15 protein-coding genes and 1 pseudogene are annotated in these 18,634 nt (G+C 66.9%); 12 read left to right on the top strand and 4 right to left on the bottom strand.

Annotation, left to right across the window (positions count from 1 at the left end; all coding sequences use genetic code 11):
• Nucleotides 1–3: 3 nt before the first annotated feature.
• The gene (locus SD72_RS02280) at nucleotides 4–978 is read right to left on the bottom strand and encodes an EamA family transporter (RefSeq protein WP_232299613.1); all 975 of its coding nucleotides are present in this window, start codon (nucleotides 976–978) and stop codon (nucleotides 4–6) included.
• A gap of 131 nt (nucleotides 979–1,109) precedes the next feature.
• Here SD72_RS02280 and SD72_RS02275 point away from each other — a divergent pair, with 131 nt between their 5' ends.
• The 3 genes from SD72_RS02275 to mshC all read left to right on the top strand — a co-directional run bounded on the left by SD72_RS02275 (nucleotide 1,110) and on the right by mshC (nucleotide 4,688).
• Nucleotides 1,110–2,438, top strand: coding sequence for a M20/M25/M40 family metallo-hydrolase (locus SD72_RS02275; protein ID WP_042542810.1), 1,329 nt, complete (start codon nucleotides 1,110–1,112; stop codon nucleotides 2,436–2,438).
• An 85-nt stretch (nucleotides 2,439–2,523) separates the two neighbouring features.
• A complete protein-coding gene (locus SD72_RS02270) occupies nucleotides 2,524–3,390 on the top strand; it encodes an undecaprenyl-diphosphate phosphatase (protein WP_042542809.1) in 867 nt (288 codons plus the stop codon).
• Nucleotides 3,390–4,688, top strand: coding sequence for a cysteine--1-D-myo-inosityl 2-amino-2-deoxy-alpha-D-glucopyranoside ligase (gene mshC, locus SD72_RS02265; RefSeq protein WP_042542808.1), 1,299 nt, complete (start codon nucleotides 3,390–3,392; stop codon nucleotides 4,686–4,688). The genes SD72_RS02270 and mshC overlap by 1 nt, the downstream gene beginning before the upstream one ends.
• Here the strand turns inward: mshC and SD72_RS02260 are convergent.
• The gene (locus SD72_RS02260; protein WP_052492393.1) at nucleotides 4,685–5,887 is read right to left on the bottom strand and encodes a proteasome assembly chaperone family protein; all 1,203 of its coding nucleotides are present in this window, start codon (nucleotides 5,885–5,887) and stop codon (nucleotides 4,685–4,687) included. The genes mshC and SD72_RS02260 overlap by 4 nt on opposite strands.
• Between SD72_RS02260 and SD72_RS18135 the strand changes: the two are divergent.
• The 8 genes and pseudogenes from SD72_RS18135 to lnt all read left to right on the top strand — a co-directional run.
• Nucleotides 5,844–6,536, top strand: a pseudogene (locus tag SD72_RS18135) (HAD family hydrolase); the annotation flags it as partial. The gene SD72_RS02260 and the pseudogene SD72_RS18135 sit on opposite strands and share 44 nt — an antisense overlap.
• Nucleotides 6,537–6,755: 219 nt before the next feature.
• Entirely contained in the window at nucleotides 6,756–7,775 is a 1,020-nt protein-coding gene (locus SD72_RS18130; RefSeq protein ID WP_042542929.1) for a tRNA (adenine-N1)-methyltransferase, read from the top strand.
• Between the two features lie 68 nt (nucleotides 7,776–7,843).
• On the top strand, nucleotides 7,844–8,782 hold the full coding sequence (locus SD72_RS02250; protein ID WP_042542928.1) for a hypothetical protein: 939 nt from the start codon (nucleotides 7,844–7,846) through the stop codon (nucleotides 8,780–8,782).
• A 12-nt stretch (nucleotides 8,783–8,794) separates the two neighbouring features.
• The gene (locus SD72_RS02245; protein WP_042542807.1) at nucleotides 8,795–9,853 is read left to right on the top strand and encodes a helix-turn-helix transcriptional regulator; all 1,059 of its coding nucleotides are present in this window, start codon (nucleotides 8,795–8,797) and stop codon (nucleotides 9,851–9,853) included.
• Nucleotides 9,853–10,863, top strand: a complete 1,011-nt coding sequence (locus tag SD72_RS02240; protein WP_042542806.1) for a helix-turn-helix transcriptional regulator — start codon at nucleotides 9,853–9,855, stop codon at nucleotides 10,861–10,863. Before SD72_RS02245 ends, SD72_RS02240 begins: the two co-directional genes overlap by 1 nt.
• 38 nt (nucleotides 10,864–10,901) lie before the next feature.
• Nucleotides 10,902–11,783: a twin-arginine translocase subunit TatC gene (gene tatC, locus SD72_RS02235; protein WP_052492391.1), complete on the top strand. Its 882-nt coding sequence runs from the start codon at nucleotides 10,902–10,904 to the stop codon at nucleotides 11,781–11,783.
• Entirely contained in the window at nucleotides 11,780–14,083 is a 2,304-nt protein-coding gene (locus tag SD72_RS02230) for a DEAD/DEAH box helicase (protein ID WP_042542805.1), read from the top strand. The genes tatC and SD72_RS02230 overlap by 4 nt, the downstream gene beginning before the upstream one ends.
• Entirely contained in the window at nucleotides 14,080–15,819 is a 1,740-nt protein-coding gene (gene lnt / locus SD72_RS02225; RefSeq protein ID WP_042542804.1) for an apolipoprotein N-acyltransferase, read from the top strand. The genes SD72_RS02230 and lnt overlap by 4 nt, the downstream gene beginning before the upstream one ends.
• Here the strand turns inward: lnt and SD72_RS02220 are convergent.
• Entirely contained in the window at nucleotides 15,812–16,171 is a 360-nt protein-coding gene (locus tag SD72_RS02220) for an RNA polymerase-binding protein RbpA (RefSeq protein ID WP_042542803.1), read from the bottom strand. The genes lnt and SD72_RS02220 overlap by 8 nt on opposite strands.
• Nucleotides 16,172–16,431: 260 nt before the next feature.
• Here SD72_RS02220 and SD72_RS02215 point away from each other — a divergent pair, with 260 nt between their 5' ends.
• Nucleotides 16,432–17,208, top strand: a complete 777-nt coding sequence (locus SD72_RS02215) for an SDR family oxidoreductase (RefSeq protein ID WP_042542802.1) — start codon at nucleotides 16,432–16,434, stop codon at nucleotides 17,206–17,208.
• Nucleotides 17,209–17,247: 39 nt separating this feature from the next.
• On the opposite strand, the gene SD72_RS16735 is transcribed toward SD72_RS02215, so the two are convergent.
• On the bottom strand, nucleotides 17,248–18,342 hold the full coding sequence (locus SD72_RS16735; protein WP_052492390.1) for a glycosyltransferase: 1,095 nt from the start codon (nucleotides 18,340–18,342) through the stop codon (nucleotides 17,248–17,250).
• Nucleotides 18,343–18,634: the final 292 nt, after the last annotated feature.

The raw sequence follows: 18,634 nt of genomic DNA, 5'->3' as shown, positions 1-18,634 counted from the left end.
ATCTCAGACCTTTCGAGCTGCGCCGACGAGATTCGGGTCTGCGGCTCTTCGTTTTGCCCGTGCCGTCCTGAGCTCACCGACCTTTACGGTGATCACGCCGGCGACGATGAGTGCTGCGCCGAGCCACTGCAGCCCAGTGGGAACCACAGCGAGCAGCAGGATCGTCCACACGATCCCGAACAGGGGTTCCGAGTACCCGGTGAAGCTCGACACCGTCGCCCCGAGCCTGCGGGAAGCGGCGACACCGAGCAGGTAGGAGAGCACGGTAGAGATGAGCACCATGCCGGCGACGATGAGCAAGGGGTGAGCTTCAACGCCGGCAATGCTCGCGGGTGTCGTGGTCACCGCGAACGGCAGAACGCCGATCGCCGCGGCGAGCAGGAGCGGAACCGAGCCGATGAGCAGTCCGAGCCCGACGAAGGGGAGTGTCGGGATCCCGTGATCGCTCGCAGCTCCCGTCGCATAGTACGCCGCGTTTCCCGCGGCGGCGACGAGAGCGAAAGCGATGCCGAGGGGATGCAGCGACACGCCTGCGAGCACACCCGAGATCGAGACGACGCCGAGCACTGCGATCGCGGCTCCCGCCAGCGTGACCAGCGATGGAGCGTTCCGGCTGCGCGCCCACATCCAGAACACGAGCATGACTGGGCCAGTGAACTCGATGAGGAGCGCAAGGCTCGGCGGAATGAACTGGACCGCGAGGAAGAATGCCAGCTGACAGCCTGCGACGGCGAGCACGCCGAACACGAGCAGCTGCGGCCACGCGCGACGGACGAGGTCCCAGCGCCCGCGCATGAGCACGACCGTCGGGCCAAGCAGCACGATCGCGGAGAAGCCGATCCGCACGGTAACCGCTGCCCCAGCCGACCAGCCAGCCTGCATGAGCGCGCTCGCGAAGATGCCGGAGAGCGCAAACGATGCCGCCGATCCGATTGCGAGCAGGAAGCCTGTGACAGCTGCGCTGTCTTGGGGTGCCACGTTCGTTCGTGCGCGACGGCTCGCGAGCATCATTGCCTCCGGGGTGCGACTGGTGGTGGATTGGTCGAAGGATATCGTGTTTGCGGGTAATCAATGGACGCCCGCCAGCGAAGCCCCGCTATGGTGGAAGCATGCCTACCGAGCTCGACGAAGAACTGTCAGAAACCGTAGAACTGTCTGAGACGGCGAAGGTCGCGAGAGACCTCATCCGTATCGACACCTCGAACCGGGGCGGTGGCGACGCGAACCCTGAGCGCCCCGCAGCTGACTACGTCGTTGCTTACCTGAAGGATCTGGGCCTCGAGCCCGTCGTCATTGAATCCGACCCAGGCCGCGCGAGCGTCGTGGCCCGGGTAGCAGGCCGCGAGCCCGGCCTTCCGGCGCTCGTGCTCCACGGTCACCTCGATGTCGTGCCAGCAGACCCCGCGAACTGGAGCGTTGACCCCTTCGCTGGAGTAGTGAAGGACGGAATGCTCTGGGGCCGCGGCGCAGTGGATATGAAGGACATGGACGCCATGATCCTCACCGCTACAGCTGAGCTGCTCCGCGCGGGAGAACAGCCACGCCGCGACGTCATCCTCGCGTTCTTCGCCGACGAGGAGAACGGCGGCAAGTACGGATCGCACCACCTCGTTGAGCACTTCCCCGAGTTGTTCGCCGGGGCGGGCACAGCGATCAGCGAGGTCGGCGGCTACTCCATCGACATCGCAGGCAATCGCGCCTACCTCATCCAGACCGGCGAGAAGGCTCTGGATTGGATCCGGCTACGCGCACGCGGCACCGCCGCCCACGGCTCACGCGTCTGGCACGACAACGCGGTGACCCGTCTTGCGGAGGCAATCGCCGCTCTCGGTAGGCACGAATGGCCAATCGCGCTCTGCGACACGACCCGCGAGCTCGTGGACGAGATCGCCCAGCTCGTTGGTGAGGATCCGAAGGAGATCAACCCGGAGGAGCTCGTGCTCAGCCTCGGCAAGGGCGCGGGATTCATCCAGGCGAGCCTGCGCAACACCTCCAACCCGACGGTGCTCACCGCCGGCTACAAGCACAACGTGATCCCCGACACGGCCGAAGCCCTCGTTGACGTGCGCACGCTGCCCACCGAGCAGGAGGAGGTGCGCGCGGAGATCCAGCGCATCGTCGGCGACGACATCGAGATCGAGATTGTGCACTCAGATATCGGCCTTGAGGTGCCGTTCACTGGCGAGCTCGTCGACGCGATGAAGGCGGCGCTCGAGGCCCACGATCCGGGCGCGAAGGTGCTGCCATACATGCTCTCCGGCGGCACAGACAACAAGGCGCTCGCGCGCCTCGGCATCACCGGCTACGGCTTCGCACCGCTCAGGCTTCCTGCCGACCTCGACTTCCCCGGGATGTTCCACGGCGTCGACGAGCGTGTGCCCCTTGACGCGCTTGACTTCGGGCACCGCGTGCTCGCCGATCTGCTTCGTTCATACTGAACCAACCACGCAACTCTCAGTCGCGCTTGGGCTAGTCTGGACGACGGCCCGCAGCGCGTGCCATGAGAGGGAAGGCCACCACCGTATGGGTATTTTCGAGGCGATCATCCTCGGCATCGTCCAGGGACTCACGGAGTTTCTGCCGGTATCTTCGAGCGCACACCTCAGGGTGACGAGCGAACTGCTTGGCATAGGCGATGCGGGTGCGGCGTTCACCGCGATCACGCAGATCGGCACGGAGGCGGCAGTCATTGTCTTCTTCTGGCGAGACATCGTCCGCATCATCGGGCGTTGGTTCAAGTCGCTCTCGGGCAAGACCGTGCCGCGCAACGATCCCGACGCGAAAATGGGCTGGTGGATCATCCTCGGCACGATCCCCATCGTTGTGCTTGGGCTGCTGTTCCAAGACGCGATCGAGAGCACGCTGCGTTCGCTCTGGTTCACCGCGATCTCTCTCATCGTGTTCGGCCTGCTGCTCGGCGTCGCTGACCGTGTCGGCTCGAAGATGCGCCCCATCGAAACACTCACCTGGAAGCACGGCCTCATCTATGGCCTCGCGCAGGCCGCATCGCTCATCCCAGGCGTTTCGCGCTCCGGCGGAACCATCACCGCCGGCCTGTTCATGGGATACAAGCGCGAAGCGGCGGCACGCTACTCGTTCCTGCTCGCTATCCCAGCCGTGCTCGGATCCGGCTTCTACCAGGTGTTCAAGGTCATCAAGTCGCCCGCGAACCAGGCGCCGTGGAGCATGACGATCATCGCGACCGTCGTCGCGTTTGCCATCGCGCTCGTCGTCATCGGCTTCTTCATGCGGTACATCTCCAAGCGCAGCTTCATGCCCTTCGTGATCTACCGCGTCATCATCGGAGGCGTCATCATCGTGCTCCTCCTGAACGGCGTGCTTACTCCCGGGGGCGAAGTTCCCGCGATCGCATTCCAGGACGGTGTGTAATGCGCACGTGGACACCCCCAGAGCTGCCAAAACTACCCGGTAGCGGCGAAGCGCCAAGGCTCTTCAACACCGCGAAGGGGCGCCTCGAGCACCCGGCGATCCAAGACGATCGCGCGACGCTGTACGTCTGCGGGCTCACACCATACGACGCCACCCACATTGGGCACGCGTTCACCTACCTCACGTTCGACATCATGCAGCGCGCTTGGCGCGACGCAGGCATCGAAACCGTGTACGCGCAGAACATCACCGACGTCGACGACCCGCTGTTGGAACGCGCCAACGCGACCGGCGTCGACTGGCGTGCACTCGCCGACGAGCAGATCGGGCTGTACCGCTCCGATATGCACCGGCTTGGCATGATCCCACCGGACAACTTCGTCGCGGTGACCGAGGCGATCGACGAGATCGCCTACGGGGTGAAGCAGCTGCTGGAACGTGGCTTCGCCTACACGGTTGCGACAAGCGACGCCGAGGGCGACGACATCTACTTCGACGTGCGCGGCGCCCAAAAGGAATCGCAGTGGCGACTCGGCGATGTCGCTCCGTACGATCGCTCGCTGCTCGAGACGCTGAGCGCCGAGCGCGGGGGAGACCCGGAGCGCGAGGGGAAGCGCGACGTGCTCGATCCACTGCTGTGGCGCGCGGCACGCGCCGGCGAACCCAGCTGGGACACCGCTGTCGGCGTCGGCCGTCCGGGCTGGCACATTGAGTGCACTGTGATCGCACGGCAGGCGCTCGGCGAGCTCTTCACCGTGCAGGGCGGCGGGCACGACCTCGTGTTCCCGCACCACGAATTCACCGCGGCGCACGCCACCGCGATCTCGGGCAAGCCGCTCGCGCATGCGTACTGCCACGCGGCACTCGTGTCGTACGAAGGCCACAAGATGTCGAAGTCGCGCGGCAACCTCGTCTTCGTATCCAAGCTGCTCGACGGGCAGCACGCAGGTCACTGTGTCGACCCGGCCGCGATCCGCCTCGCGCTGCTCGCGCACCACTATCGCACCGAGTGGGAGTGGTTCGACGCTGACCTCGAGCGTGCTGAACGCAGGCTCGCAGCGTGGCGCGAGGGTCTCGCCAGGGTGAACCCCGAACCGGTGTCGGCGGCGTCCGTTCTGCAGCAGCTCCGCTCATCGCTTGCGAACGACCTCGACACTCCCGTGATGCTCGCAACGCTTGACGCTGCGCTTGATGCGGGTGTCGACCAGCCTGCCCTCATCGCGGACGCCGTCAAGGCGCTCCTCGGGGTCCAGCTCGTGCAGGAAGACGGCTGCGGGATCGAGCCGCAGGGAAGCTAGCGGCGATCCCGCCCGTCGGGATCCGGCCCGTCGGAATCTGACCCGTCGGGGTTGGGGCCAGCCTCACCGTCCTGCTTGGGCTGTTCGGGCTGTTCGGGCTGCTCGGACTGCTCGGGCTGCTCGGCCGCGGTCGGTGCACCCTGCTCCGGCTTCGCGGGTGGCGCTGGCTGCTCCGGCGAAGCTGAGTGCTCCGGCTCGGGACGCGCCTGTCGGCCATCACTCTGGGACCCGAGGCGCGCCTGCTTATCGTCGCGCGAGTCCTGCTCGAGGAACTTCTCGAACTCCGCAGCGAGCGCGTCGCCCGTTGTCTCAGCGGCGAGCGCCTCGTCGCGTGCCTCCTCGAGGCTGCGGATGTAGCGCGTCATGTCGTCGTCGTTCTCGGCGATCCGGTTGATGTTGCTCTCCCAGTCGGTCGCCTGCGCGAACAGCTCGCCGCGGGGGATCACGATGTCGAGCAGCTCCTCGAGCTTGTCGAGGATCGCAAGCGTCGCCTTCGGTGAGGGCGCGGAGTGAACATAGTGCGGCACCTGCACCCAGAGGGACAAGCTGCCGATCGTCGCGGCCTCGAGCGCGATCTCCACGGCCGTGAGAATTCCGGCTGGCCCCTCGTACTCGCTTCGCTCGGCGCCGTAGCGCTCGCGCAGCGTTGGATCCTCTGAGGTCACGTTCGTGATGATGGGACGCGAATGGGGTGCGTCGGAATACATCGAGCCAAGGAGTACGACGAGGTCGACACCCCAGACCTCGGCGAGCTCTACCACCTCATCGGCAAAGTTCTCCCAGTCCCTCCCTGGCTCATACCCTGGCATGAAGAACAGGTCGTGGACGGGCGAGCCGTCGATGCGGGTGATCGTCTCTGTTTCTTCGGCTGCGGCATCCGCTGCGGGTGGCGGGGTGAGCCCGGCAGCCGTCATCGCTGCGGCACCAAACCCTGCGGTACCGGGACGGTGGACTGTGCCGTAGAGCCTCGTGTCTGGCCAGTCAATGGCGCGTCGGCCCTGTTCGTCGCGGAACACCTTCGGTCGCTGCAGTTGCAGGTCGACAAAGCTCTCGCCCCCGATGATGTGGAGCAGTTCGGCCTTCTGCAGGCCGATCAGGTGTTGCAGTGCTTCGGAGGTCGCGTCTCCCGCGTCGCTCCAACCCTGGAACGCGGCGATGAGGACACGCGGCGCGAGATCTCGGTCCGTGGATTCATTCACGCTCCCCAGACTATCTCCCGTGCGGGGTCTCACGGGCACCGCCGGTAGGATAGACCAAATGACGACTCAGACGCACGCCGCCCCGCCTGTAGCCGCACCGCACGGGGGAGCGAATCCCGCTGCCGCACTGTGGGACATGGACGGCACCATCATCGACTCGGAACCGCTCTGGATTCAGGCGGAGATCGCCATGCTCGCCCGTTACGGGCTGAGCTTCCCCGAGGGGATGGAGACGCAGCTTGTCGGGCTCGGTCTGAAGACGGCCGCCGCGCACTTCCAGCAACTCGGCGTTCCGCTTTCCGTAGACGAGATCATCGCCGAGTGGAGCGAGGCCATCGTCGCGGGCCTCGCTACTGATCAGCCGAACTGGGTCGCTGGGGCGACGGAGCTGCTCGCTGGCTTCCGTGAGGTCGGTATCCCGAACGTGCTCGTCACGATGTCGGTGCGCCGCATCGCAGACGCTGTCGTTGCATTGCTTCCCGAGGGGACGTTTGCCGCGGTCATCGCCGGCGACGAGGTCGCGCACGAGAAGCCGCACCCAGACCCCTATCTTCGCGGCGCAGCCGCCGTTGGCGCCGCGGCGGCCGACTGCATCGCGTTCGAGGACTCGCGGCCAGGCGCTGCAGCGGCGCTTGCCGCCGGCGCCGTCGTGGTTGCGGTTCCCGGTGTAGTGCCGCTCGACGCTGGGGCCGCGCACGTTGTACTCCCAACTCTTGCTGGGATCGACGTCGCCGCAGCCTGCGCGCTCTGGGCGCAGCACCGCGCGACCGCAGAGGGTGGATCGGCGCAGGCCGCAGCAAGCTCGGGCGCAGCAAGCTCGGGCGAAGCGACTCCGGCGCTCCGCGGCCCGTTCCGCTTCGGTGACCGTGTGCAGCTCACCGGCCCCAAGGGGCGAATGAACACGATCACGCTTGAGCGCGGGGCCGAGTTCCACAGCCACAAGGGCATGATCCGCCACGACGACATCGTCGATCTTCCAGACGCCTCAGTGATTGCGAACAATAGCGGCGAGGAGTACCTCGCGCTTCGCCCGCTGCTCTCAGACTTCGTGATGTCGATGCCGCGCGGCGCTGCCATCGTGTACCCGAAAGACGCGGCCCAGATCGTGTCGCTTGCCGATATCTTCCCCGGCGCTCGCGTCGTCGAAGCTGGTGTCGGCTCTGGCGCGCTCTCGCTGCACCTGCTCCGCGCCGTCGGCCCACAGGGTGAGGTGCACTCGTTCGAGCGCCGCGAGGAGTTCGCCGACATCGCTCGCGAGAACGCGCGCGCTTACGCCGGAACGCACCCGGCAAACTGGACGGTGCGCGTCGGCGACCTCCAGGAAGAGCTTCCAAACGCACTCGAGGCCGACTCGGTCGACCGCGTCGTGCTCGACATGCTCGCGCCGTGGGAATGCGTGGATGTCACCGCGAACGCGCTCGCCCCAGGCGGTGTCGTGATTTGCTACGTTGCCACCGTAACCCAGCTCTCGCGCACCGTCGAAGAGCTTCGCCGGTCGGGGCGCTTCACGCACCCGCAGGCCTCGGAGACGATGGTGCGCGGCTGGCACGTTGAGGGCCTTGCCGTGCGCCCGGACCACCGTATGGTTGGCCACACCGGCTTCCTCGTCACCGCACGCAAGCTCGCGCCCGGCACAGCGCTGCCGAGCCTCAAGCGTCGCGCTTCGAAGAGCGATTTCTCTGAGGCCGACATGGGCAACTGGCTTCCCGACATGGGGCCTGACGCCGATCCTGCCGCGTGGAGCGAGGAGAGCGTCGGCCAGCGGGTGAAGAGCGACAAGATCCTCCGGAAGAAGGCACGCGAGGCTGGGCGCATCGCCGATCACCGCGCTGGAATCGATTCCGCAGCACCCGCAACCACGATCACTCCTGAAGACTCGGGCGAGTAACGCCCGAACCCCAGCGACCGCCCGCTAGGATGGGCTGGTTCGCATTCGACGCACTCGAGAGGTGTTACATGCTTCGTCGCATTGCCCCAGCGGTTCTGACCGTCGCTGTTTCCGCCGTTGCCCTGACGGGCTGCAGCTCAATTGATGCGGGCGAGGTGGATCGCGGCGAGTGCACTTCGTCCCTTGGCGCAGGTGCGCTGAGCGACAACGTTGTGGTGCTCGGAGGGTTTGGTACCGCCCCGGAGGTGTCGATCCCCGCTGACACGAAGATCACCTCGTCGCAGCGTACGGTCGTTGACGATTCCGGCGTGCGTGCGGGAACGAAGGTCGCGGGTAACGACACGATCGCGTCCGTAAACTTTGCCTTCTACGACCAGGAGACAGGCGAGCAGCTCTTTGCGAGCTCAGGCTTCGGCGGCGCCGCAGACACGAACGAGTTCTTCCTGCTCTCCGAGGAGGCAATGAACCCGCTCAGCGCGGCCGTGCAGTGCGCCGTGCCTGGCGAGCGGGTCGTGCTTGCCCTGAGCCCGCAAGATGCGCTCCCGCTGCGACAGCAGCTCGGTGGCACCCCAGATTCTGCCCTCGTCGCCGTGATGGACGTCGAGGCCGTCGCAGGCTTCACCGCTGAGGGCAACGCTAAGGGCCTGCCCAACGGATTCCCTGCAGTGGTCACAGACGAGAACGGCCAGCCCGGCCTTGTGCTCCCGCCGCGGAGCGCTCCTGTCGGCCTCACTTCAGCCGTGCGCATCGCCGGTGACGGCGAGGACGTCACCGCTGAGGGCCGCCTGCTCGTGCAGATGCTCGCGGTCAGCTGGGACGGCTCGGTACTCACGAACACGTGGGCCGACGGCAACCCGCAGCTGCTCCCGGGGGAGACCGAAGCGGCCGGCCAGGGGCTTGCGTTCCGCGCTGACCTCACCGGCGTACCGGTCGGCTCGCAGGTGGTCATCACCGAGGGTGGCGACAACGCTCGGGTCATCGTGCTCGATATCCTCGCGGCGGGCTAGTTCGGCTCGCTCGTGGCCCGGTCGAAGGTTCCGAGCGAGGAACGGGTGTTCAGCCTCGTCCTCGCGCTCGTCGCGAGTAGCGGCGGGCTGACAAAGCACGAACTCCTGTCCTCCGTCTACGGCTACTCCGAGCGCTACCGTGACGATGCGCAGCGGGGTTCGCTCGAGCGGCAGTTCGAGCGGGACAAAGAGCAGCTGCGGCAATTGGGGATCCCCGTCGAGACCATCGACTCGCCCGGCGAGCCTGGCAACAACCAGCTCATGCGCTACCGCATTTCCAAGGCCGCCATGCAGGTGCCAGAGGGGCTCTCGTTCAGCGACAGAGAACTCATGATGCTGCGCATGGCCGTGCTTGCCTGGCGCGAGGGTAGCCTCACCGACGAGGCGCGCCGTGCCGCGATGAAACTCGAATCGCTCGGCGGCGGCCGCGATCCGCTCAGCACGGGTGTGAGCGCCGGCTTCGGTGCCGCCGAACCATCCGCTCCCGCGCTCCTTGCCGCGATCGAAGCAGGCCAGATCGCCGAGTTTCTCTACCAGCTGCCCGAGCGTGACGCCCCGCTGCTTCGCCGGGTGTACCCGCTGCAGCTGCGCCGGTTTGAGGGGCGCTGGCACGTCATTGCCTACGATGTCGAGCGGAAGGCATCCCGTGTGTTCCTGCTCGCCCGCATCTCCGGGCAGGTCTCGAGTATGGATCCAAAACCCGGCGAGGAACAGCGTCCGGGCGACGCTTCGGAACTCGTCGATCGCGCCGTTGACGCGCTCGAGCGGCTCCAGCGGGACACGGCGGTAACGCTAAGGGTGCGGCCGCGATCCCGCGCCGACGCCAGGTTCTCACCCGGCGCAGAGGTGCTCGCGGACGACGAAGGCGGGCGCGTATTGCGGTTTGGCACGGTCGACATCCACGAGCTTGCGTCGCTCGTTGCTGGCTACGGCGCGGACGCCATTGCGGTCGCGCCCGAACGCCTGCGCGATGCGGTACGTGCCCTGCTTGGGCGCGTTGACACCGCGCACGGTGGACTCACCGGCGCTGCGGCCGAACCGACCGTCGCCGACGCGGAGGGAACACACTGATGGCACGCCCAATGCTCGCGGCGGATCGCGTGCTCCTTCTGCTGTCGCTCGTGCCATACCTGCGCGAGCACGGGCCCACCCCGATCGCAGAGCTCGCTCGCACGTTCGACGTCGACCCGCGCATGCTCAGGAACCTCATCGGGTTCCTCGGCACCGCAGGAATCCCTGGCGAGACGCTCTCGTATCAGCACAACGATCTCTTCGACATCGACTGGGACGAGTTCGAGGAACGGGACACGGTCTCGCTCACCCAGACCGTCGCCATCGATGAGACTCCGCGATTCACGGGGGTCGAGACCGCCGCGCTCCTCGCGGGACTCGCTGCACTGCAGCCGCTGCTTTCGGATGCCGACGCTGATCTTGCGGCGGCCCTCGGTGAGCGACTCGCCGCGGTGATGGGCAGCGCTTCGCTCCCGGCAGTCGTCGTTTCGGCCATGGACGCCACCGCCGACCTGCCCGCCCTCGTCGGTGCGGTCGATGCGGGTATGGCCGTGCGTTTCAGCTACCGCGACGCACACGGGGTGGATTCGGTTCGCACGGTGCACCCGACCTCCCTCATGGAACGCGAGGGAACCTGGTACCTGCACGGCTACAACGTCGAGCGCGATGCTCAGCGCACGTTCAGCGTCGCGCAGCTCAGCGATCTTGAGGTGCTTGAGCGATTTGCACCGCCGCCCGCCCCGGCAGGCGGCGGTGCATCGAGCGGCGCAGCGAGCCGCGAGGTCGACTCGATCACCGAGATGCTCGCTATCGTGCCGGTGCGACTCCTCGGAGCGATCCGCGGCTTCGCGCCGCAGGAGGCGTCCGTCGCCGGAGTTGAGATCCCCGAAGGGAGCGTTCTCGTGAAGATCGATGCCTGGCACGCCGGCGCAGCTGTGCGGCTGGCGCAGCACGGTCCGGGTGAGATCGAGATCGTCGCACCGCCCTCAGCACGTGCGGCGGTGAGCGCGTGGGCCGAGGAGGCACTCGCTGCCTACGGGGAGCAACAGGGCGGGCACTCCGGCGAGTAGCCCGGCGACTCGCAGCCGGAGGGCGATAGAATTGCGGCATGTCGAAAGAGGCGCGCACGTCGCGTAACCGGGAGGGGCGGATGAGCCTCGGCGAGCACCTCGTTGAGCTCCGAAAGCGCCTAATCATCTCCGCTATCGGTCTCGCCGCCGGTCTCGTCGGCGGGTTCCTGCTCGTAGATATCGTGTGGGATCTGCTCCGGCAGCCCATCAACGACCTGCAGCTGCAGGGCAGGGAAGCCGCGCTCACCTACAGCGCGATCACCGAGGGATTCGACCTGCGCATCCAGATCGCGCTCTTCATCTCGGTGATCATCACCGCACCCGTGTGGCTGTACCAAATCTGGGCATTCCTCGCCCCCGGCCTCACGCGCAGAGAGAAGCTCTACGGTGTCGGATTCCTTGGAGCGGCCGTTCCGCTGTTCCTCGGCGGCGTATTCGCCGCGTGGATGATACTCCCGAACATCGTCCGCCTGCTTTCCACGTTCCAACCAAGCGAAGACGCCTTCTTCCTGCAGGCGCGGCTGTACGTCGATTTTGCGGTGAAGCTCATGCTGGCCGTCGGCGTCGGCTTCGTGATGCCCGTCGTGCTCGTCATGCTGAACTTCGTCGGGATTATCCGAGGCAAGACCATCCTCAAGGGTTGGCGCGTCGCGATCCTCATCATTGTCTTGTTTGCCGCGCTCACCACCCCAGCTGCCGACCTGTGGAGCATGTTCCTGCTCGCGGCGCCGATGGTGGTGCTGTTCTTCATCGCCGTTGGCATCGCGCTGCTGCACGACAGACGACTCGGTAAGCGGCGCGCTGCCGAGTTCGAGGAGTACGGAATTGACCTCAGCGAGCCCGATCTCAGTGAATTTGACGACGATGCACCGGCGAAACCCACCCAAGCACAGCCACGGAAGGCGCGCAGCGACTCGTGAACGAAACCGTCATCAGCCCTGATCCACCGCGCGCGCACGACACCGCTCTCGCGCACTTCGAATCCCGCATCGCCTACCCACTCGACCCCTTCCAGCGCAACGCCTGCGAGCGCCTCGAAGCCGGCAGGAGCGTGCTCGTTGCCGCCCCGACAGGCTCCGGCAAGACCACCGTCGCCGAGTTTGCCGTGTACCTCGCCAGGCGCGAACGCGACGCAAAGATTTTCTACACCGCCCCGATCAAGGCGCTCTCCAATCAGAAGTTCCACGAGCTCTGCGCGGAGTACGGCGAGGACGAGGTTGGACTGCTCACAGGCGACGTAAACATTCGTTCCAACGCCCCCATCGTCGTAATGACGACCGAGGTGCTGCGCAACATGATCTACGCCGACTCGCCAACGCTCGCAGACCTCGCCTTCGTTGTGCTCGACGAGGTGCACTATCTCGGTGACCGGTTCCGCGGTGCGGTGTGGGAAGAGATCATCCTGCACCTCCCACGAACGGTGCGGCTCGTGTCGCTCTCCGCGACGGTGTCCAACGCCGAGGAGTTCGGCGATTGGATGCATGCGGTTCGGGGTGAGACAGACGTTGTTCTCTCCGAGCACCGGCCGGTACCGCTCTACCAGCACGTGCTGACCACCAAGGCGCTGCTTCCGCTGTTTGTTGACCGCGAGGGCGAGCTCGCCCGGTCAGGCAAAGTGAATCCCGAATTGCGGATGCTCGGACGGGGGAGAGGCGGTCGAGGCCGCGACAGCGACGGGAACGGCGACAGGCGGCGATCGCGCGGCGGCCCGCCCCAGCGGCGGACGCGGCGCATCTCTCGCGGCGACATTGCGCGCGCGCTCGACGAGACGAAGCTGCTTCCTGCAATCGTGTTCATCTTCAGCCGCAACGGTTGCGACCAGGCAGTGCGTCAGTGCATGTACGAGGGCATTACCCTCACCACGCGTGAGGAGCGCGAGGAGATCAGGCGCGTCGCGCACGGGCTGGTCGACAGCATGAGCGCCGAAGACCGGAGGGTGCTCGAAACGCGCGAGTGGATCGCGGGTCTCGAGCGTGGCGTTGCGTCGCACCACGCCGGCCTCCTGCCCGCATTTAAAGCGGTGGTCGAGCAGTTGTTTCAGCGGCGCCTCGTCAAGCTCGTCTTTGCGACCGAGACGCTCGCCCTCGGCATCAATATGCCGGCACGCGCCGTCGTCATTGAACGCCTCGACAAGTTCAACGGTGAGCAGCGCGTCCCGCTCACGTCAGGTGAGTTCACGCAGCTCACGGGCCGGGCGGGGCGACGCGGCATCGACATCGAGGGGCACTCGGTAGTCGTATGGAGCGACGCGGTCGACGTCGAAGAACTCTCGCAGCTTGCTGGGACCAGGTCGTTCCCGGTGAAATCTACGTTCCGTCCGACAGCCAACATGGCCGTGAACCTGTTGCAGCGCCTGAGCTACACGCAGGCGCGAGACACGCTCGAACTGTCGTTCGCACAGTTCCAGGCCGACCGCGCTGTCGTTGATCAGGCGCGAGAACTGCAGTCCGCGCAGTCCTCGCTGCAGGGATACGAAGCCGCTGCAGCCCGCGCGCAGGGCTCCGACAAGAAGCGCTGGGAGGATCGCGCACGGAAGCTGCGGAGGCAGCTCGAGCGTGGGCGTAGGCAGGTGGCGAACCGCACCGGCACGATAGCGCGGACGTTCGAGCGCGTCGTCGAGGAGCTCCTCGAGCTCGGCTACCTTGCGGGGGACACCCGATCCGGGGAACTCACCGTCGCCCCGTACGGGGAACTCCTCAGGCGTATCTACGGCGAACGCGATCTGCTCGTCGCCGAGTGCCTGCGACTAGACCTGTGGCGCGGACTCGACGCGCACGGCCTCGCCGCGATGTGTTGCGCGCTGAGCTACGAGCCAAGACGCGACGACGAGTCACCGCAGCGCGGCCCAGGCGGCAAGTTCGGTCAGGCCTTTGATCGCGTGCTCGACCGGTGGGTAGTGCTTGACGGTCTCGCCGACCACTACCGGCTGCCGCGCGCCGATATGCCGCACGCCGGCCTCGCCGCAGGAATGTATGACTGGGCGAAGGGCGCGACGCTTGAGCGCGTACTTGAGTCGAGTGGGCTTGGCGCTGGCGATTTCGTTCGCTGGACAAAACAAACGATTGACATGGTTGATCAGGTGTCGCAGGCATGCGAAGACGGCGTCTCGCATTCGGGGCTGGCGGACGACGCAGCGCGACTCGGCGTGCTTGCCGCCCTCGCGCGTGACGCGAAGCGCTCAATCAGGCGGGGGATCGTGGAGACCGCTAGCTCCTCATGACCACTGTGCTCCCTCACGCGGCTTCGTCCGCGCTCCGCGCGGCACCGGTGCGACTGCCGTGGTGGCTCGCGATTCCCGCCGCCGCCCTCGGCGGCTTCCTCCTCGACATCGCCAACCCGGGAGCGGCGATCTGGCCCCTCGCGTTTCCCGCGGTGTTCCTCGTGCTTGCGAGCTGGTGGCAGCAGCGGATCGGGGTCGCGATGCTCGCGGGGCTCGCCGCTGGCGCTGCGTTCTGGCTGTCGCACCTCAGCTGGCTGACGCTGTATCTCGGGCCGGTGCCGTGGCTCGGGCTCTCTGCGGTGATGATGGCCTGGTTCACGCTGCAGGGCGGGGCGACCGCTGTTGCTACGCGCGGCCTTGCCGCTCTGCTGAACCGGCACCCTCGCATCGCTCGCTCGGTCACGGTGATAGCGCAGGCCGTCGCCGCCGCTGGCATCTGGGTGCTCCGTGAAGCCATCCAGGGCAGCTGGCCCTACAACGGCTTCGCGTGGGGCCGGGTCGCGCACGTGTTCGCCGAGTCACCCCTCGGCTCGCTCGTCTCCTGGCTCGGGTTTGCGGGCCTGAGTGGTCTTATCGTGTTCGCGCTCGCGCTCATCGTCGCGGTCATCGCCCGCCAGCTCCCGGGCGCGAGCCCGGAACGTGGCGGCACAGCGGTTTCGGCGTCGCCAGGCCGCACCGGCAGACGCGCCGTTCCAGGAGCGATCGCGGCGACCGTTGCGGCTGCGGCGGTGTTCGGCCTAGCGTTCGTGCCCGTAGCTGGGCTTGAACAGACGGGATCGCTGCGTGTCGCTGCGATCCAGGGCAACTCGAAGTCTGGGATATTCGACGATCGTGAGTCGGGCGACGTCTACGCAGACCACGTGCGAGCGACAGAGGATCTGCTCGACAAGCTCGAGGCCGCCGGCGACAGTGTTGACGTCGTCGTGTGGCCCGAGAACTCCGCGGAATTCGCGTTCACACACAACCCGCTCAGGGGGCGCGAGGTCGCACTGCTGTCAGAGCGCGCCGGCGCCCCGATCGTCGTCGGGTCGGTGCTCGCAAACGACGACGGCACCTACACGAACAGCTCAGTGGTGTGGGGGCCAGACGGCCAAGCGGATTCGGCCGCCGGAACTCGCTATGACAAACGCTTCCCGGTGCCGTTCGCCGAGTACATGCCGAACCGCAGCTTCTATCGTGCGCTCGCACCGGACCTCGTTGACCTCGTGCAGCTCGAGTACGAGCACGGCCAACTGCCACCAGTGCACGGGTTTGCCGCGCTCGGCCGTGAGGTCGTTGCCGGCGTTGCGATCTGCTTCGACATTATCTTTGACGATCAGGCCGAGCGCATGGTTGCCGAGGGTGCCGAGGTCATCTTCGCGCCGACGAACAACGCCGACTTTGGCCGCACGGAGGAGAGCGTGCAGCAGCTCCAGATTGCGCGCCTGCGTGCGATCGAGACGGGCAGGGCTGTCGTCAACATCTCCACGGTGGGCACGAGCAGGATCATCGCACCAGACGGGCGAGACCTCTCCGGGCTCGAACCGTTCACCAGCGGCTCCATGGTCGCTGACGTCCCGCTCGTTACGGGCAAGACTCCCGCGCTGCGATACGGCGCGCTCATCTCTGGCGCGTGGATGGTGCTCGGAGCGGCGGGCCTGATCGCGGGAAGCGCAGCGTTGCTGCGCGACCGGAGAATCCGCTCGGCGAGCGGTGCCGCCGAGGCGAGCGGTGCAGCGGAGGGGCCCGCTACTTAGCGGTTCCGCGCCGTGCGCGAAGCAGCTTCAGCCGCTCCTCGAGGAGTTCTTCGAGCTCCTCGCGCGAGCGCCGCTCGATGAGCATGTCCCACGGGGTGCGCTGAGCAGATTCCTTCGCCTCGAGCTCGGCGCGCGCGGTGCGGCCAGCTTCGTCGTCGAGGAAGCCGATCTCGCCGCTGCGCTGGTCGGCCCACTCCGGCGGCGGCTCGGCATCAGCGTCGAAGATGACTGCGAAGCTCACGCCCTTGTCCGTGACGTACTCGACCGTGCGGCGCGGGGAAAGTTCGACCCCGGTCTCGCCCTGCAAACTAGTCGAGCCGATCCTGGACCCCTTGAGTGTTCGATCGGCCATGAAAGCCTCCCTCGCCTGGTACGGCGCTGATATGCCCTGGTGCACAGACAGCGCCGGATGGCACTGCCAGCTGGGACTGCCGGTTGGCACAGCCGCCGAGTTCTTCGCAGCGTATCGCGAATCGGGCGCCGAGTACACCCCCTGATAGCTTCTGGCAAAGTCTCGTGAGGCACGCGGGGCATACTCGCGTGAGCGTCCGCGTGGACTACGCTGAGACGAGTTCGAACGCCCACCCACTCACACTCTGAGGGAACCACACTGTGACTGAGACCGTTGCCACCCCACCGCTCGACGCCGGAAGCCTCGCAGGCCGTAGGGCCCTCGTAACCGGATCCTCCCGTGGCGTCGGTGCCGACACCGTCCGCTACTTCGCCGAGGCCGGCGCTGACGTCGTCGTGAATTTCCGCAACAAGGCGCCTCGCGCAGAGAAGCTTGGCGCTGAGCTGCGTGAGCTCGGTGTGCGCGCGCTCGTGCAGGGCGCCGACCTTACGGATCCTGCGTCCGTGCACGGCATGATGGACGCAATCAAGGCTGACTTTGGCGGGCTCGACGTGCTCGTGCTCAACGCCTCTGGCGGCATGGAGTCAGGCATGGCCGAAGACTACGCCCTGCAGCTCAACCGTGACGCGCAGCTCAGCGTGCTCGATGCAGCGCTGCCGCTCATGGGTGAGGGGTCGCGGGTCGTGTTCGTCACGAGCCACCAGGCGCACTTCATTCGCACGACGCCGACAATGCCGGAGTACGAGGCCGTCGCGCTGTCCAAGCGGGCGGGGGAGGACGCGCTCCGCGAGCGCATCCCGGCGCTCACCGAGCGTGGCATTGGTTTCGTCGTCGTCTCAGGCGACATGATCGAGGGCACCGTCACTGCGACGCTGCTGAACCGGATGAACCCTGGCGCGCTCGAGGAGCGTCGCGAGCAGGCTGGGAAGCTCTACAACGTCGCGGAGTTCGCCGCGGAGGTCGCCCGCGCTGCGGTCGATGAGGTGCCTGCCGACAACACCCGTCTCGTCGGCGACGTGACGAGCTTCGGCGCGTAGCTCACAAGGGTCACTATGGCGTCGCAGCGAAAGCGACGATCAGCTGCCAGCTTTGAGCAGCGCCATGATCCTCGCGGCTGCGACGTCGGCGCCGGCCGGGGAGCGACGCAAACGCTCCCCGGCCGCAGCGGCGTTCCTGCGGAGCGCGGTGTCTGCGAGCGTGGTCGCAATGGCTTCGCGGATGCGGGCCGCCCCAGCTGAGCGCGAAAGCACCGTGGCGAGCCCTGCGGCGGCGAGCGTGTCAGCGATCAACCGCTGGTCTGATATCGGGTTGATGGGCAGCAGCAGCAAGGGGACGCCGTGCGCGAGCGCCCGCATTGTCGTCGAGTGTCCGCCGTGTCCGATGACGAGATCCATGGCTGGCAGCATCCCCTCGTGTGGCGCCCAGCCGCGCACCTCGACGTTCGGTGCCCCGGTGAGCTCGCCGCCAAGGTCAACTCCGCCGGTCGTGACCACAGCGTCAACGGGCAGCGTTGAGAGTGCGGCGATGGTGCGGCGGTACACACCGAGCATCCCCGGCCAGTCGGTTGAGCTGAGCGCGACGAGCACGCGTGGGCGCGTGCCCCTGTCGAGGGGTTCCGCTCCCTGCTCGGCCGTGCCAACCCAGGTGAAGTCGCGCATCTCGCGCACGCCGCTCATCGGGTCGAGCTCCGGGTCGGCGAGCACGATTCTGGCGGCGGCCGAACGCCAGAGCGTTCGCGGGCGAAGGCCGAGCGCCCACAGCGCCCTCCCCGGCACCCCGCGGTCGAACCTGCCGTAGAAGAATCCGCCGAACGAGTGGAAGAGCACTGCCACCCTCGCGCCTCCCGCGAGAGCGCCCCTGAGCGGCGCAGCGAGTAAACAGTCAACGATGACCACGTTTGGTCGGCTGCGCGCGACGAGCGCGGCGCTCAGGCGCGACGCGCCACGGCCCGCGACGAGCCGCACCATGCCGCTGGTCTTCCGCAGGCCCCTTCCGCCGTACTCCGAGGTCGTCGCGAGCGAAGGCGGGTAGTGACGCTGCGTGAAGCGTGTCCGGCCCTGTGGGAGGCCAGCGATCTCGATGTCGAGACCGCGCCTGGCGAGGGCGTTCGCGAGCGCGAGTGTCGGTGGCAGGTTTCCGCCGAGGTCAGCGGTGATGAACAGCGCCTTCACTGGTGTGCACCTCTCTCGCGGCCCCCGTGCGGTCCAGTGTAGGTGCGGGCCGACCTGCTGTGCGAGCGCCAGCGGGCCCCTGCGCATGAGCTGTCCGGGAACTGTGCTCGAGCCCGTCCTGTGCGGTCGACGCACAAACCTTCCGAATAATCGCACCCCTGAATGGCGAATATCGCGCAATATGTGCAGAAACTGCGCTCGCCGATTGTGTTGGTCGAAGAAAGTAGTGCTAGATTCAAAAACCCCGCGGTTGCTGTCGCCGCGTGCGGCCCCCGGGTCGGCGCCATGAGAG

This window comes from Leucobacter komagatae (assembly GCF_000834055.1).
Classification (GTDB): domain Bacteria; phylum Actinomycetota; class Actinomycetes; order Actinomycetales; family Microbacteriaceae; genus Leucobacter; species Leucobacter komagatae_A.
The sequence above is the reverse complement of the archived record's forward strand: the minus strand, read 5'-3'. Positions and strand labels throughout refer to the sequence as shown.

Coding starts and splice junctions, on each gene's coding strand:
- SD72_RS02275 (WP_042542810.1), top strand. CDS start 1,110: ATGCCTACCGAGCTCGACGAAGAACTGTCAGAAACCGTAGAACTGTCT.
- SD72_RS02240 (WP_042542806.1), top strand. CDS start 9,853: ATGGCACGCCCAATGCTCGCGGCGGATCGCGTGCTCCTTCTGCTGTCG.
- tatC (WP_052492391.1), top strand. CDS start 10,902: ATGTCGAAAGAGGCGCGCACGTCGCGTAACCGGGAGGGGCGGATGAGC.
- SD72_RS02250 (WP_042542928.1), top strand. CDS start 7,844: ATGCTTCGTCGCATTGCCCCAGCGGTTCTGACCGTCGCTGTTTCCGCC.
- SD72_RS02270 (WP_042542809.1), top strand. CDS start 2,524: ATGGGTATTTTCGAGGCGATCATCCTCGGCATCGTCCAGGGACTCACG.
- mshC (WP_042542808.1), top strand. CDS start 3,390: ATGCGCACGTGGACACCCCCAGAGCTGCCAAAACTACCCGGTAGCGGC.
- SD72_RS02220 (WP_042542803.1), bottom strand. CDS start 16,171: ATGGCCGATCGAACACTCAAGGGGTCCAGGATCGGCTCGACTAGTTTG.
- lnt (WP_042542804.1), top strand. CDS start 14,080: ATGACCACTGTGCTCCCTCACGCGGCTTCGTCCGCGCTCCGCGCGGCA.